This is a genomic window from Curtobacterium sp. MCPF17_031, from assembly GCF_003234035.1.
GTDB lineage: Bacteria > Actinomycetota > Actinomycetes > Actinomycetales > Microbacteriaceae > Curtobacterium.
Window position 1 is genome coordinate 475,414 of the sequence record NZ_QKSG01000001.1, and the last position, 13,858, is coordinate 489,271.

General features: G+C 73.3%; 15 protein-coding genes. 3 read left to right on the forward strand and 12 right to left on the reverse strand.

Annotated features, from left to right (window positions below; genetic code table 11):
- Positions 1–44: 44 nt before the first annotated feature.
- From DEJ31_RS02245 to DEJ31_RS02255, 3 genes are read right to left on the reverse strand one after another with little or no spacing between them, the layout of a single operon-like run.
- Positions 45–1,484, reverse strand: a complete 1,440-nt coding sequence (locus tag DEJ31_RS02245) for an amidase (RefSeq protein ID WP_111121095.1) — start codon at positions 1,482–1,484, stop codon at positions 45–47.
- A 9-nt stretch (positions 1,485–1,493) separates the two neighbouring features.
- Positions 1,494–1,709 (reverse strand): helix-turn-helix transcriptional regulator, encoded by a 216-nt coding sequence (locus DEJ31_RS02250; RefSeq protein ID WP_111121096.1) that lies wholly within the window; start codon positions 1,707–1,709, stop codon positions 1,494–1,496.
- On the reverse strand, positions 1,709–2,374 hold the full coding sequence (locus DEJ31_RS02255; RefSeq protein ID WP_111121097.1) for a hypothetical protein: 666 nt from the start codon (positions 2,372–2,374) through the stop codon (positions 1,709–1,711). The genes DEJ31_RS02250 and DEJ31_RS02255 overlap by 1 nt, the downstream gene beginning before the upstream one ends.
- Before the next feature lie 89 nt (positions 2,375–2,463).
- Here DEJ31_RS02255 and DEJ31_RS02260 point away from each other — a divergent pair, with 89 nt between their 5' ends.
- Positions 2,464–3,159 carry a hypothetical protein gene (locus tag DEJ31_RS02260; protein ID WP_111121098.1) on the forward strand — a complete coding sequence of 232 codons (696 nt, stop codon included), beginning with the start codon at positions 2,464–2,466 and terminating at the stop codon, positions 3,157–3,159.
- On the opposite strand, the gene DEJ31_RS02265 is transcribed toward DEJ31_RS02260, so the two are convergent.
- Positions 3,156–4,124 carry an NAD-dependent epimerase/dehydratase family protein gene (locus DEJ31_RS02265; RefSeq protein WP_111121099.1) on the reverse strand — a complete coding sequence of 323 codons (969 nt, stop codon included), beginning with the start codon at positions 4,122–4,124 and terminating at the stop codon, positions 3,156–3,158. The two genes, DEJ31_RS02260 and DEJ31_RS02265, sit on opposite strands and share 4 nt — an antisense overlap.
- A 104-nt stretch (positions 4,125–4,228) precedes the next feature.
- Here DEJ31_RS02265 and DEJ31_RS02270 point away from each other — a divergent pair, with 104 nt between their 5' ends.
- On the forward strand, positions 4,229–5,893 hold the full coding sequence (locus tag DEJ31_RS02270; RefSeq protein ID WP_111121100.1) for an ABC-F family ATP-binding cassette domain-containing protein: 1,665 nt from the start codon (positions 4,229–4,231) through the stop codon (positions 5,891–5,893).
- A 57-nt stretch (positions 5,894–5,950) separates the two neighbouring features.
- Here DEJ31_RS02270 and DEJ31_RS02275 read toward each other — a convergent pair whose 3' ends face one another.
- From DEJ31_RS02275 to DEJ31_RS02285, 3 genes are read right to left on the reverse strand one after another with little or no spacing between them, the layout of a single operon-like run.
- On the reverse strand, positions 5,951–7,285 hold the full coding sequence (locus DEJ31_RS02275) for a cytochrome P450 (RefSeq protein WP_111121101.1): 1,335 nt from the start codon (positions 7,283–7,285) through the stop codon (positions 5,951–5,953).
- Between the two features lie 53 nt (positions 7,286–7,338).
- On the reverse strand, positions 7,339–7,893 hold the full coding sequence (locus tag DEJ31_RS02280; protein ID WP_111043818.1) for a gluconokinase: 555 nt from the start codon (positions 7,891–7,893) through the stop codon (positions 7,339–7,341).
- Positions 7,890–9,422, reverse strand: coding sequence for a GntP family permease (locus DEJ31_RS02285; RefSeq protein ID WP_111121102.1), 1,533 nt, complete (start codon positions 9,420–9,422; stop codon positions 7,890–7,892). Before DEJ31_RS02285 ends, DEJ31_RS02280 begins: the two co-directional genes overlap by 4 nt.
- Positions 9,423–9,640: 218 nt before the next feature.
- Here DEJ31_RS02285 and DEJ31_RS02290 point away from each other — a divergent pair, with 218 nt between their 5' ends.
- Positions 9,641–10,339: a FadR/GntR family transcriptional regulator gene (locus tag DEJ31_RS02290; protein WP_111121103.1), complete on the forward strand. Its 699-nt coding sequence runs from the start codon at positions 9,641–9,643 to the stop codon at positions 10,337–10,339.
- Positions 10,340–10,376: 37 nt separating this feature from the next.
- Here DEJ31_RS02290 and DEJ31_RS02295 read toward each other — a convergent pair whose 3' ends face one another.
- From DEJ31_RS02295 to DEJ31_RS02315, 5 genes are all read right to left on the reverse strand, one after another.
- Positions 10,377–10,988 (reverse strand): GNAT family N-acetyltransferase, encoded by a 612-nt coding sequence (locus tag DEJ31_RS02295; RefSeq protein WP_110902105.1) that lies wholly within the window; start codon positions 10,986–10,988, stop codon positions 10,377–10,379.
- Between the two features lie 23 nt (positions 10,989–11,011).
- Positions 11,012–11,698, reverse strand: a complete 687-nt coding sequence (locus DEJ31_RS02300) for a uracil-DNA glycosylase (RefSeq protein ID WP_111043820.1) — start codon at positions 11,696–11,698, stop codon at positions 11,012–11,014.
- Positions 11,699–11,700: 2 nt separating this feature from the next.
- Positions 11,701–12,420, reverse strand: a complete 720-nt coding sequence (locus DEJ31_RS02305) for a Type 1 glutamine amidotransferase-like domain-containing protein (protein WP_181433437.1) — start codon at positions 12,418–12,420, stop codon at positions 11,701–11,703.
- Complete coding sequence (locus tag DEJ31_RS02310) at positions 12,417–12,947, reverse strand: phosphoribosyltransferase (RefSeq protein ID WP_181421440.1); 531 nt, start codon at positions 12,945–12,947, stop codon at positions 12,417–12,419. Before DEJ31_RS02310 ends, DEJ31_RS02305 begins: the two co-directional genes overlap by 4 nt.
- 85 nt (positions 12,948–13,032) lie before the next feature.
- Positions 13,033–13,809 (reverse strand): SDR family oxidoreductase, encoded by a 777-nt coding sequence (locus DEJ31_RS02315; protein WP_111043822.1) that lies wholly within the window; start codon positions 13,807–13,809, stop codon positions 13,033–13,035.
- Between the last annotated feature and the right edge of the window lie 49 nt (positions 13,810–13,858).

The following is a 13,858-nucleotide window of genomic DNA, read 5'->3' on the forward strand; positions in this document are numbered from 1 at the left end:
GCGACGAGCGACCCACGCCCAGCGCCCAGCGCCCAGCGCCGGCGCTACCAGCCGGCCGGGTGCCGCCGCTGCCAGCGCAGCCGGCGCTCGAGCTGCGCCCCGATCGCCAGGAGCACCCGTTCGCCGCCCGGACGTCCGATGAGCTGCACGCCCATCGGCAGCCCCGCGCCGTCGGGGTGCCCCTCGCCGGTGACCCCGACGGGCAACGAGATCGCAGGCAACCCCGACACGTTCGCCATCGACGTCCAGGGCGAGTACGCGCACTGACGACGGAAGTCCTCCTCCGGGTCGTCGCCGTACCAGCCGAGCGGCCTCGGGGTCATGGCGAGCGTCGGGGTGAGGACGGCGTCGAACCGGTCGAACGCCCGGATCAGCGCGATCGAGAACGCGTCGAGTCCGGCCATCGCGTCGAGCACCTGCGTCGCGGACAGCTCCCGCCCTCGCGACACCAGCCAGGCGACGAGGGGCGTCAGTGCATTGAGGTCGATGCCGGGGATCCGGGCGATGCCGGCGCCCGAGGACTCCCACGCCACCTGGAACGACTCGTCGTACGGCACGCGCGGCATCGCGACCTCCTCGACCCCGTGCCCGACCTCGCCGAGCACACGGACAGCGGTGTCCACGGCCTCCCGCGCGGCCGGGTCGACCACCACGTCGACGAAGTCGTCCCACGGCGAGCCGTCGAGCAGCCCGACGACGAAGCGTCCCTCGCCCCGGACGGCGGCCGCGGTGAACGGCCCCTCGCCGACCTCGGGTGTCACGAGCGCGTAGGGCTGGCGCTCGGCCAGACCGGTCGGCGCCACGAGTGCGTCGAGCAGCATCCCCGCGTCGGCGACGGTCCGGGTGAGCGGCCCGGCGACAGCGAGTCCGCCCAGCCCGGAACGCCCGGGCATCGACGGCACCCGACCACGACTCGGCTTGAGGCCGACCAGGCCGGTGGCCGCGGCCGGGATCCGCACCGAGCCTCCGCCGTCCGACCCGACGGCCGCCGGCAGCAGCCCGGCCGCGACGGCGACGGCGGCGCCGCTCGACGACCCGCCCGGGGCACGCGCGGTGTCGTACGGGTTGCGGGTGGTGCCGAAGCGCGTCTCAGAGGACGACGACATGCCGAACTCGGGCGTCGCCGTCTTGCCCAGGCTGATCGCCCCGGCGTCGTCGAGGGCGGTGACGAGCGGGTGGTCGACCGTCGCCGGGTCACCCGGCAGGGCGAGCGTCCCGGACCGGGTGGGGACGCCGCGCCGGTCCGTCAGGTCCTTGTCCGCGGACGGGAGGCCCCACAACGGCCGCGACGTCGGCACGAGGTCGCCGAGGTGGTCGGCCCGGGCACGCGCGGCCTCGGCGGTGACGGTCACGAAGGCGCCGAGCTCCGGGTCGAGCCGCTCGATGCGGGCGAGGTAGTGGTCGGTGACCTCGCGGGCGGTGGTGTCACCGCGGCGGATCCAGTCCCAGAGTTCCTGCGCGGACAGGTGGTGGAGTTCGAACACGGATCGAGCCTAGGCGGACGCGGTCGGCGCCTGGGTGAGCAGGTCGCCGACCTGGCAGCCGAGGGCGACGCAGATGGCCTCGAGGGTGCTGAAGCGGATGGCCTTGGCGTGCCCGTTCTTGAGGATCGAGAGGTTCACGGTGCTCACGCCGACCTGCTCGGAGAGGTCGACGAGCGTCATCCCCCGGGCGGCCAGGAGCTCGTCGAGACGGCAGACGATCGCCATCAGACCAGCCCGGTCGCGTCGTCCCGGTAGCCCTCGGCCGTCCGGAACACCGCTGCCAGCGCGGACAGGCCGGCGGCGGCGACGAGCGGCCAGAAGGGGGTGCTCAGTTGCCCGCCGTGGCCGATGTAAGTGCCCGTGAACTCGGGCAGTGCCCCAGCGATCGACGGTTGCGTCACCTCGGCCACGATCCGGAGGACCGCGGCGGCCTCGAACCCCACGAAGACGATCACGGCGAGCGTGACGAGCGCGCGTGAGCAGGCGCGGGCGAACGGACGCCCGTCGCCGATGCTGCGGGTCACGAGCAGCAGACAGACGGCGATGCCGCCGGTGGTGAGGACGGTCACGAGGTCGCTCAGGCCGTGCAGCACGATCGTCGCAGCCGGGAGGTCCTGCACCCGTCCGAACATCTCCGTCACCGCCGGCGTCGTCCCCGCCACGACCCTCGCGCCGCCGGACGCTGCCCCTGAGGGCTGGTCGACCGGCATCTCGAGTGTCCAGGTCCAGTCGATGCCGGTCGTCCGGTGGGCGAGCTGGTCGACCATCTCGGCGACGATGGACCACGCACGGACGGCGGCGACCACGATCATGCCGAGGGAGACGACGAACACGAAGCTCACGGAGCTCTTCTGGCGGAGTGCGGCGGCGTGTTCATCGGGGATCGACATGCGCTGAGCATAACGACATTCGTTGTGCCGCGGCGATCCTGACTATGTTCGTGGTTGACCGACCGCCTCGACGGGACCAGGCTCGGCGCATGGACCACGGCGGAGTGCTCAGTGCGGATGGGCCCGACCCGGAGATCGCGCGCCGGGCCGCGGCCCGCTCGCTGGGGTTCGGCATCGCCGGGCTCGTCGCACAGCGGCACCTCGAGGACTTCGGTTCCGTCGGCGTGCAGACGGGCGAATCCGACGGCGTCCGCGACAGTGCCACCGTGTCGCGGCAGTACACGCTCTGGCGGAATCCGGAGGACCACGACGACCCGGTGAACCTGGCGGCGATGGACGACGAGCGGCGACGGTCCCTGGAGGAGGTCCCGCCCTGGCCACGCCCGGATTGGCTCGTCGCCACGGTCGAGCGGATGCGGTACCCGATGCTGTGGGAGGCGGTCCAGACCCACTGGAGCCGGCGCGGTACCACCCGCCCGTCACCTGCCGAGGCGCTCGTCGAGCACGTGCAGTACGTCCTCGTCAACGGGTACCGCGACGAACTCGCTCTCCCGGAGTCCACCGAGGACCCCTGGCCGACGCTGGTCGACGAACGCAGCGTCCAGTCCGGACACCCCGTCTTGGTCGACGGCGTCGAGCGCCCCGGGCTGCTCCTCGACACGGACCCCTTCGTGCTCGGCCTGGCCACCGAGCTCGACGACGGGCGACTCCTGACGGCGGTGCTCCCCCGCGACGAGCTGCCCCTGCTCACCGTCGCCTTCGACTCCGCGACCCCGCTGGGCTAGTCCGCCTGGACCACGCTGAGGACCCGCCGCTCGTCCGCTGCCGTCAGACCCGACCGCCGACCGCGCGCAACCCCGCGAGCACGCTCGTCCTCGACGACGCGCCGCACGGTCTCGGCGAGCGGCCGAACCGTCCCGCCGGCCGCGAGGAACGCCCGACCGGCCCGCCGCGCGAACCCGACCTCACTCACCGGGATCCACAGCGGCAGCGACGCCGGCCCCGCCCAGTACGTGACCCCCTGCGCAAGGAGGGTCTCGTCGTCGGCCGCCACGAGCCTCCCGTCGAACCCGGTGGCGGTCGCCACGGTGTCCAGGAAGGCCCGCATCGACGTACTCGGCCCGACGGCGTCGACGGTCCCGACCGTGCCCACCCGCCCGGCCCGGACGATCCACTCCGCCAGGTCTGTGACATCGACCACCTGCACCGCACGGTCGTCGAGGACCGGAGTGAGCACGTCGCCGCCGCGGTCGAGCCGAGCAGCCCAGTAGCCGAACCGGTCACTCGGGTCGCCGGGTCCGACGATGAGGCCGGGCCGGACCACGAGCGCTTCTGTCCCGCGCACCCGCCGGGTTGCACGCTCCCCGGCGGCCTTCGCGTCGGCGTACTGCGTCAGGTTCACGGGCTCGACGACCGGCGCGTCCTCGTCGTCGCCGGCCCGGTCGGTCCGCGCGTACACAGAGATCGTCGAGACGGAGGTCCAGTGCCGGGCACGCGGCGCGAGCGCCTCGAGCGCGCTCACGACGTGCGCCGGATCGGTCGCGAGCTCGACGACCTCATCCCAGTCGTCGCCGAGGTGCGCGTACGCGTCGGCAGCCGAGCGGTCGGCGCGGACGAACCGTGCGCCGGCCGGCGGCTCCCCCGACTCCCCGCGGGCGAGGCATGTCACCTCGGCACCGCCTCGTATCGCCGCCTCGGTGACCGCCCGGCCCAACCACCCGGTCCCGCCCAGCACCAGAACGTGTCGCATGCGGGCCAGTCTGGCAGCGCACCGGACGGGAGGCGCGGGGCGGCCCGGCACCGCGCCTCCCGCCCCGGTCCGTGGCCGCCCCGGCGAGGTGGGACGATGGAGGGATGACCGCCACGCTCGTCGCCAAGGGGCTCGCCGGCGGCTACGCCGCCCGCACGCTGTTCGACTCCCTCGACCTCACGGTCGCACCCGGTGACGTGATCGGCGTCGTCGGCGTCAACGGCGCGGGCAAGTCCACGCTGCTCCGTCTGCTGGCCGGGGTCGACGAGCCGCTCGCCGGGACCGTGTCCCTGTCCCCGACGGATGCGTTCGTCGGCTGGCTGCCGCAGGAGCACGAGCGGGTGCCCGGTGAGACCGTCGCCGGGTACGTCGCCCGCCGGACCGGGTGCGCGGACGCGGCGGCGGAGATGGACACGACGGCGCTGGCCCTCGGCGAGCCGGACGCCGGGGGCGCCGCAGCGGACCGGTACTCGGTCGCCCTCGAACGGTGGCTGGCCTCGGGTGCCGCGGACCTGGACGAGCGGATGCCGGTGGTGCTCGCCGACCTCGGCCTGACCCTCGACGCACCCGACGGCTCGGTCACGGCGGACTCGCTGATGACCTCGCTGTCCGGCGGACAGGCGGCCCGGGTGGGGTTGGCAGCGCTGCTGCTCTCGCGGTTCGACATCGTGCTGCTCGACGAGCCGACGAACGACCTGGACCTCGACGGGCTGGACCGGCTCGAGGAGTTCGTGCGCGGCCTGCGCGGCGGCGTCGTCCTGGTCAGCCACGACCGCGAGTTCCTGGCCCGCTCGGTGACGGCGGTCCTGGAACTCGACCTGGCGCAGTCGTCGAACCGGCTGTTCGGCGGTGGCTACGACGCGTACCTCGAGGAACGCGAGATCGCCCGTCAGCACAAGCGCGACGCGTACGACGAGTTCGCGTCCACCAAGGCCGACCTGGTCTCACGGGCCCGGACGCAGCGCGAGTGGTCGAGCCAGGGCGTCCGGAACGCGATGAAGAAGGCCCCGGACAACGACAAGATCCGCCGTAAGGCGGCCAGCGAGTCGAGCGAGAAGCAGGCGCAGAAGGTCCGGCAGATGGAGTCGCGGATCGCCCGGCTGGACGAGGTCGAGGAGCCGCGCAAGGAGTGGCAGCTCGAGTTCACGATCGGGCAGGCACCGCGGTCCTCGGCCGTCGTCGCGACCCTGTCGGACGCCAGCTACGAGCAGGGCGGCTTCACCCTCGGGCCGGTGTCGCTGCAGGTGAACGGCGGTGACCGGATCGGCATCACGGGCCCGAACGGTGCCGGCAAGTCGACGCTGCTGCGGGCACTGCTCGGACGGCAGGAACCGACGACCGGCACGGCCTCGACCGGGTCCAGCGTCGCGGTGGGTGAAGTCGACCAGGCCCGCTCGCTCTTCACCGGGTCCGAGCCTCTGGCCGCCGTGTTCGAGGGACTGGTCCCCGAGATGAACACCGCGGACGTCCGCACCCTGCTCGCGAAGTTCGGGCTGAAGGCCGACCACGTCGGACGGGCCGCCGGTGAGCTCTCGCCGGGCGAACGGACTCGGGCCGGCCTGGCGCTCCTCCAGGCTCGCGGGGTGAACGTGCTCGTGCTGGACGAGCCGACGAACCACCTGGACCTCGTCGCGATCGAGCAGCTCGAGCAGGCGCTCGAGTCCTACGAAGGCACGCTGCTGCTGGTCACCCACGACCGGCGGATGCTCGACACCGTACAGCTCGACCGGCAGTGGCGGGTCGAGGCCGGGCGGGTCACCGAGGTTTGATCCGGGAGGTCGGCGCGCTCCGTCCCGCCCCGCCCGATGTCGTCCGGTGGGACGGGGTCAGTGGCCGCCGCCGCGGTGGAACGGGCAGCCGCCGGATCCGGACGCCCGCGATCGGCCGCCGGCGACATCACCCGGGGACCGGGAGGCCCGGACCCGGCCACCGGACGCGGGCTTGGTGGGCAGGCGGCGACGGTCGACGTCGAGCCCCTCGTCGAGGACGCTCAAACGCGGGTCGCTGAGGGTCGCGACCGCAGAGGCGAGTGCGACGATCGCGAGCTTCTCCCCCGGGCACCGATGGCCGGTCGCGACGTCGCCGCCACCGTGCGGGACGAACGTCTCGATCGCCTCGTAGTCGTCGACGCCGAGGAACCGATCCGGGTCGAACCGGTCGGCCGCGGGCCACGAACGGTCGTCGGTGTCGGTGCCGAGCAGGTCGAGCAGGACCCGGCCGCCACTCGCGAGCCGCTGTCCGTCGAGCTCGACGTCCTCGGTCGCCCACCCGGGCAGCATCGGCACGAACGGCGCCGTCCGACGGACCTCCTGGGCGAAGGCTGTCGCCACGGGCCCCCCTTCCAGTGAGCGTCGGGTGACGGACTCCTCGGCGATCCGGGCACGCCACTCCGGCCGGTCGTGCAGTTCCTTCGCGGCGAACGCGACGAACCGGGCGACCGCGATGAGCGGACGGATGCTGTTCTGGAGCTCGACGCCGGCGGTCACCGCGGGCAGCAGGACGCCGGAGCGGTCACGGTGCCACGCCCACTCGTACAGCGCCGTGCCCTCGGCCGGGTCGAGATCGCCGTCCCGGACCGCCCGGACCAGCCGTTCCGCGTGCCGGTTCGACCACCACCGGTTCCGGACGGCGAGCAGGTACTCGGGCGAGTACGGCACACCGAACCCGTCGACGATCTGCGCCAGGCGGGCGGCCCATCGGGTCTTCGCGTCCGGCGTCCCGGGCAGACCCGCCCACCGCATGCCGGCCCGGCCGAACACACCGACGGCGGCGTCGTAGGCGGACCGCTGCCCGCCGCCGAGCCACTCGTCGAGTTCCCGGTGCCACTCCTGCGCGATGAGCGGGGTGAGGCGGGCGACCTGCTCGTCCTCGTACGCGACGTCGACGAAGGTCGCCTTGCGGTGCCGGTGCTCGGCGCCGTCGAGGCTGTGCACGGACCCGTCGCCGAACAGCGTCTGCTGCACGATCGCCGGCATCGCACCGTGTCGGGCGATCCGGTCGCTGTAGAACAGCTCGACGCCCTCGGCACCGCGGACCAGCAGCGCGTCACGGAGCAGGAAGCGCATCGGCACCGCCCTGGCACCGTCGGCCGCCCGGCGCCAGACGTGGGCGCCGAAGCCGTAGCCGCGGGTGAGCAGGGACGGGGAGTCGTCGACAGGCATGCCCCCATGCTGCCGACGTCCGCCCGTCCGCCCTCTCAAGCGGGGCGGTCCCGTCAGGCCGTCCGGAACCCCAGCAGCTCGAGCACCTCGGCGGACTCCTCCTCCGGTGAGCGGTCGGCGGCGACGGTGAGGTGCGCCTCGTCCGGCTGCGGCGGCTCGAGGGTCGCCAGCTGCGATGCGAGCAGGGACGCCGGCATGAAGTGCCCGGACCGTGAGGACATCCGCTCCTCGAGCAGGGCTCCGTCCCCGGCGACGTGCACGAACACCACCCCGGAGGCCCGCAGCACGTCCCGGTACGACCGCTTCAGCGCCGAGCAGGTCACCACCCCGTTCGTCCCGGCGTCGAGGTGGCCGCGGATCCAGCCGGCGACGACGTCGAGCCACGGCCAGCGGTCCTCGTCCGTCAGGGGTGTGCCGGCGTGCATCTTCGCGACGTTCGCCTCCGGGTGCATGCTGTCGCCCTCCGCGAACTCCCACCCGAGCTCGTCGGCGACCATCGCCGCGACGGTGGACTTGCCGGAACCGGAGACGCCCATCACCACGAGCACCTGCGCGTCCAGCGTCCGGGACTCCGAGCGGGGCTGCCGTTCGTCCGACTGCCCGCTCATCGGATGAAGATCCCGGCGACGAGCACGCCGACCAGACCGATGACCGAGATCAGGCACTCGAGCACCGACCACGACTTGAAGGTCTGTCCCACCGAGGTGTTGAGGTACCCCTTCACCAGCCAGAACCCGGCGTCGTTGACGTGCGACAGGAACACCGACCCGGCGCCGATCGCGAGCACGAGCAGTGACGTCATCGGGGACGACAGGTCGTGCGCGATCGGGGCCATGATGCCCGCGGCCGTGACGGTCGCGACGGTGGCGGACCCGGTGGCGACGCGGACGAGCGCGGCGACCACCCAGGCGACGAGGAGCACCGAGATGCCGGAGTCCTTGACCGCGTCGGCGATCACGCCGCCGATGCCCGTGTCGATGAGCACCTGCTTGAAGCCGCCGCCGGCACCGACGATGAGGAGCACCCCGGCGACCGGCGGCAACGCGCTCTCGAGCGACTTCGCGACCGCGGACCGGTCCATGCCGCCGCCGATCGCAAAGAAGACCATCGCGTAGACGGTCGCGATGCCGATCGCGATCATCGGCGTCCCGAGGAAGTCGAGCACGCCCACCCAGGCACCACGCGCGTCCGGGGCCGTGGCCTCGCGGATCGCCTGCGCGAGCATGAGCACGACGGGCAGCAGGATGCCGACCAGCGCGACGGCGAACGACGGGCTGCGTGGCTCGCTGATCACCCGCGTGAAGTCGCTCTTGCCGTGGGGCAGGGACGCGGTGTCCTCCGAGGCGGGGGTGCGGCGGGCCTCCCGGCCGGAGTGCGCGGGGTCCTCGCCCCGTGCGCCGAAGATGTCCGGCACCGGGACGTCGACCCAGCGCGCCGCGAAGCGGGCGAAGACCGGGCCGGCCAGGACGATGACGGGGATCGCGAGCACGATGCCGAACGCCAGCGTCGTGCCGAGGTCCGCACCGACCGTCGAGACGGCGACCAGCGGACCGGGATGCGGCGGGACGAACGCGTGCATCGTGGAGAGCCCGGCGAGGGCCGGGATCGCGATCTTCATGATCGGGACGGAGCTGCGCCTCGCGACCAGGACGATGATCGGGATGAGCAGGACCAGGCCGACCTCGAAGAACATCGGCAGGCCGATCAGCGCACCGATCAGTGCCATCGTCCAGGGCAGCGCCGCGGCCGAGGACCGCCGGACCAGGGTGTCGACGACCCGGTCAGCGGCGCCGGAGTCGACGAGGAGCTTGCCGAACATCGAGCCGAGGCCGACGAGGATCCCGACGCTCGTCATGGTCGCGCCGAAACCGTCCCCGAAGCTCGCCACCGCCTTCTCCGGGGCGAGCCCGGCACCGATGCCGACGCCGAGCGCACCGATCGTCAGGGCGACGAAGGGGTGCACCTTGAGCCAGGTGATGAGGGCGATGATCACCACGATGCCGATGAGCGCAGCGATGACGAGTTGCGGGATCGAACCGGACGGGTCGACCGTCTCGGTGCCCGCGGCGAGCACGTGGCCCGGCGGGAGCGAGCTCACGCCGAGCGGGCTGGCCGCGGTGGTCTGGAGGTGAGGCATCTGTGCCCCTTCCTGGAGCAGCTCCTGCGCTGCTGCCGTCCTGCTGCTGGTGCCGGGTGGACCGGGGTGCTGATCCCAGCCGCGGTCGCCGGTGCAATAATCTGATTAATCAGACTACATCGTCGTCGTCCGCGCGCCACCCGGACTCAGGCGCAGTCTGCCGCTGCAATGGTCACCGCGTCACACATCCGCGTGACGAGGTCCGACGAGGAGGAACGATGCCGACACCCGGCGGCCTGCACGCCCACGTGCTCGACACGCTCGGGCAGCGCATCGTCGACGGCACCCTCGTCCCCGGCACCGTGCTCCGCCCGGACGACGTCGTCGCCGAGTTCGGCGTCTCGCGGTCCGTCGTCCGCGAGGCACTGCGTGTCCTGCAGTCCCTCGGGCTGGTCGAACCACGACAGCGCGTCGGGACACAGGTGCAGCCCGCGACCCGGTGGGAGCTGCTGTCCCCGTCGGTGATCCGCTGGCGGGGCACCTCCGGGGCGTACTTCACCCAGCAGCGCGAACTCCTGGACCTCCGGCTGGGCATCGAGCCGGTCGCCGCAGGCCTCACCGCGGAACACGGCGGGGCGGCGGCCGACGCCGTCCTCACCGCCGCGCAGGAGATGGTCGCCGCAGCGTCCGCGGGTGACGGGCGCGCCTACCTCGACGCCGACGTCCGCTTCCACCGCGCGCTGCTCACCGGCTCCGGCAACGCGGTCTTCGCCCACTTCGCGGGCACCGTCGAGGCGCTGCTGCGCACCCGGACGAGCGAGCCGCGGGACACGATCACCGGGTGGACGGCGGGGGCGGCGGCCCGGCACGAGGCCGTCGGTCGGGCGGTCGTCGGCCGGGACGCCCGGGTCGCCTCCGCCGCGGCCGCCGACCTGGTGCGCACCACCCGGGACGAGTTCGTCGCCGAAGCAGGTTGACGACGGGTCCGGACGGGGTCTCGTTCGGCGGTCGACGTCAGTCGCGCGGACCGAACAGCGGCTTGCGGGTGCTCCGCAGGCGCAACCGCATCGTGACCGTGCCGAGCCACCGGTCGTACTTGTAGCCGACGCGGCCCATCCGTCCGACCTCCTCGAAGCCGAGCCGCTCGTGCAGCCGGATCGACGCGTCTGCGGACCGGTCAGCGATCACGGCGATCACCTCCCGCACGCCGACGGTCCGACAGGCTTCGAGCAGCGCCTCCATCAGCGCCCGGCCGAGGCCCTTGCCGCCCGCCGCGGCGCCGAGGTAGATGGAGTCCTCGACCACCCGGTTCGACCGGTCGCGGATGTTCCACGGCTCGACGAGCGCGTACCCCAGCACCTGTCCGGACGGGTTCTCCGCGACCAGGAACGGCAGCTTGCGACGCTGGACCTCGTCGAACCGCTTCTTCCACGCCGCGAAGGTGAACGCGGCCGCGTCGAAGGTCACGGACGAGTTGCGCACGTAGTGCGTGTGGATCTCGCGGACCTCGGGCAGGTCCGCGGCCGTGACGGGACGGATCGCGTACGCGAACGCCGGCTCGACCGGCGCCGGGGCACGCAGGTGGCGCGGCAGGACGCGCCGCTGCTGGTATTCCTCCTCGAGCACGACACGAGCCTACGGGAGGCCCGTCACGCCTCCGTCGGCAGTGTCCACTCGACGGGGTCGGCCCCCTGGGCGACGAGCAGGTCGTTCACGGCCGAGAACGGGCGGCTGCCGAAGAACCCGCGGGAGGCGCTGAGCGGGCTGGGGTGGGCCGACGCCACGACCGGGGTGTCACCGAGCAGCGGTCGGACCGACGCGGCCTGCGCACCCCAGAGCACGGCGACGAGCGGACGGTCGCGGGCGACGAGCGCCTCGACCGCCCGCTCGGTCACCCGTTCCCAGCCCTTGCCGCGGTGGCTGGCAGGTTCGCCGACGCCCACCGTCAGCACGCGATTGAGCAGCAGCACGCCCTGGTCCGACCAGGCGCGGAGGTCACCGTGCGGCGGCGGCGTGACGCCGAGGTCGTCGTGGAGTTCGCGGTAGACGTTCTGCAGGCTGCGCGGGACCGGCCGCACGTGCGGGTCGACGGCGAAGGACAGCCCGATCGGGTGTCCGGGCGTCGGGTACGGGTCCTGGCCGACGACGAGCACCTTCACCCGGTCGAACGGCTCCTCGAAGGCGCGGAGCACGGCGGGACCGGCGGGCAGGTACGGACGACCGGCCTCGGTCTCGGCACGGAGCCAGGCGCCGATGCGGTGGACGTCGTCCTCGACGGGCGCGAGCGCTGCCGCCCAGCCCGGGTCGACCAGGTCGGCGAGGGGCTTCGGCTGCACGCTCAGGCGCCCATGGTGGCGACCGAGACGGACTCGTCGCCCGCCACCACCCGCCAGACGCTCCCCGTGCCCCGGACCTCGAGGGCGCCTTCGCCGACGACCAGCGTGGTGTCCTCGTCGACGGCCAGGCCCGCGGTGACGAACTCGGCCTCGGCGGCCGCGACCAGGCGGGCGAGGGTGCCGGCCTGGACCGCGTGGACGTCGATGGTCAGGTCGACGAGCCCGAGCCCTTCGCGGAGCTCGACCTCGTCGAGCCCCTCGGACGCGGCCTCGGGACACACCTCGACGCCGCCGATGCGGAAGCCGCCGACCAGGGCGCGGTCCGCGGCGATCATCGCGCCGGCGGAGTAGCCGAGGTAGGGCAGCCCGTCGGAGACGAGCAGGCGGATCTGGTCGACGAGCGGAGCGACGGCGTCCAGGTAGTCGGGGGTACGACCGCCGCCCACGACGAGGGCGTCGACGTCGCTGAGGACCGTGGTCTCGAAGACCGCGCCCGCCGCGACCTCGGTCACCAGCACCTCGGCGGCACGGGACCCTCCGAGGACCTCGGCGATGTCCGCGGTCGACGACGGCGAGGCCCCGTCCGCGGAGGCGACGGAGAGCAGTGCGATGCGCGGGACGGTCCGTCCCACGGCGGCCGAGCGGGCGGTGGCCTCGGCGGTGAAGCCCGCGGCGGCATCCGCGGCGACGAAGGGGCCGCCGCCGACGAGGTGGATGCTCACGACTCGGCCGTCACCGGTGCGAGGGCGCTCCACGGGAACGTGATCCAGCCGTCGACACGACGCCACACGTGGTCCGGCTCGAGGACGGTGCCGGGCTTCGAGTACAGGCAGGCGCTGCGGACGTCGGCGCCGGCGCTGCGGATGATGTCGACCACCAGGGCCAGGGTGCGTCCGGAGTCGGACACGTCGTCGACGACCAGGACCCGCTTGCCGGCGAGGCTCGGTGCGTCGAGGGCCGGAGCGAGCACGACCGGCTCCTCCAGGCGCTGCTCCACGTCCGTGTAGAACTCGACGTTGATCGAGCCGCACTGCTTGGTGCCGAGGGCGTAGGCGACGGCACCGGCGATGATGAGCCCACCACGGGCGACGGCCACGACGACCTCGGGCTCGAAGCCGGCGGACAGGACGTCCTTCGCCAGCAGCCGGGCTGCGTCGCCGAACTCGAGCCAACCGAGCACCTCCGGTCCGCTCGTCACGGTCACGGTCGACGAGGCGGGAGACTCCGCGGGTTCGCTGCTGATCGGCATCCGCCCACGGTACCGGCAGGGATGCTCCGACCGCGACCCGTGATCGCCGCCCGGGCGCTGCGGGCCCCGCGCCGTGGCCCGGCCGCTACGCCTTCGGGGTCAGCGGCCCGCGGGCGAGCTTGTGCTGCGCCGACTGGGCGACCGGCCGGACGGTCACCAGGTCCAGGTTGACGTGGGCCGGCAGTTCGACGGCGTGCACGATCGCCTCGGCCACGTCGTCGGCGACCAGTGGTGCCTCCACCCCGTCGTAGACCGCCGCGGCCGCGTCGCTGTCGCCGCCGAACCGCACCAGTGCGAACTCGTCGGTCTTCACCATGCCCGGCGCGATCTCGACGACCCGGATCGGTTCGCCGTTCAACTCGAGTCGGAGCACGCCGACCAGGGCGTGCTCGGCGTGCTTCGCGGCGACGTACCCGCCGCCGTTCTCGTAGGCGACGAAGCCCGCCGTGCTCGTCACGGTCACGACGTCCGCGCCGCCGGTCTCGCCGGCACGACGACGGAGTGCCGGCAGGAGGGCAGCGGTGACGCGCTTCGTGCCGAGGACGTTCACCTCGAACATCGCCCGCCAGTCGTCGGCGTCGCTGTGCTCGACCGAGGCCGACCCGAACGCTCCCCCGGCGTTGTTGACGAGCACGTCCGCGCCGCCGAGCTCGTCCACCCGTGCGGCGAGCGCCGCGACGTCGGCGGAGTCCGTGACGTCGACGACCAGGGTGTCCGCGCCGGTCTCCGCGGCGAGCACCTCGAGCCGGTCGGCTCGGCGGGCGACGGCGAGGACGTCCCACCCGTGTCGGCGGAACAGGCGGACGGTGGCGGCGCCGATGCCCGAGCTGGCTCCGGTGACGACGGCTCGACGTGTGGTCATGATGCTCCTCGCGGGTCGGGGACGGTGGGCGGCCCGGGGCAACGCTACC

Excerpts from the sequence above, each read along its gene's own strand:
- DEJ31_RS02290 (WP_111121103.1), top strand. The coding sequence starts at position 9,641 with ATGCCGACACCCGGCGGCCTGCACGCCCACGTGCTCGACACGCTCGGG.
- DEJ31_RS02270 (WP_111121100.1), top strand. The coding sequence starts at position 4,229 with ATGACCGCCACGCTCGTCGCCAAGGGGCTCGCCGGCGGCTACGCCGCC.
- DEJ31_RS02275 (WP_111121101.1), bottom strand. The coding sequence starts at position 7,285 with ATGCCTGTCGACGACTCCCCGTCCCTGCTCACCCGCGGCTACGGCTTC.
- DEJ31_RS02315 (WP_111043822.1), bottom strand. The coding sequence starts at position 13,809 with ATGACCACACGTCGAGCCGTCGTCACCGGAGCCAGCTCGGGCATCGGC.
- DEJ31_RS02260 (WP_111121098.1), top strand. The coding sequence starts at position 2,464 with ATGGACCACGGCGGAGTGCTCAGTGCGGATGGGCCCGACCCGGAGATC.
- DEJ31_RS02285 (WP_111121102.1), bottom strand. The coding sequence starts at position 9,422 with ATGCCTCACCTCCAGACCACCGCGGCCAGCCCGCTCGGCGTGAGCTCG.
- DEJ31_RS02310 (WP_181421440.1), bottom strand. The coding sequence starts at position 12,947 with ATGCCGATCAGCAGCGAACCCGCGGAGTCTCCCGCCTCGTCGACCGTG.
- DEJ31_RS02280 (WP_111043818.1), bottom strand. The coding sequence starts at position 7,893 with ATGAGCGGGCAGTCGGACGAACGGCAGCCCCGCTCGGAGTCCCGGACG.
- DEJ31_RS02265 (WP_111121099.1), bottom strand. The coding sequence starts at position 4,124 with ATGCGACACGTTCTGGTGCTGGGCGGGACCGGGTGGTTGGGCCGGGCG.
- DEJ31_RS02255 (WP_111121097.1), bottom strand. The coding sequence starts at position 2,374 with ATGTCGATCCCCGATGAACACGCCGCCGCACTCCGCCAGAAGAGCTCC.
- DEJ31_RS02250 (WP_111121096.1), bottom strand. The coding sequence starts at position 1,709 with ATGGCGATCGTCTGCCGTCTCGACGAGCTCCTGGCCGCCCGGGGGATG.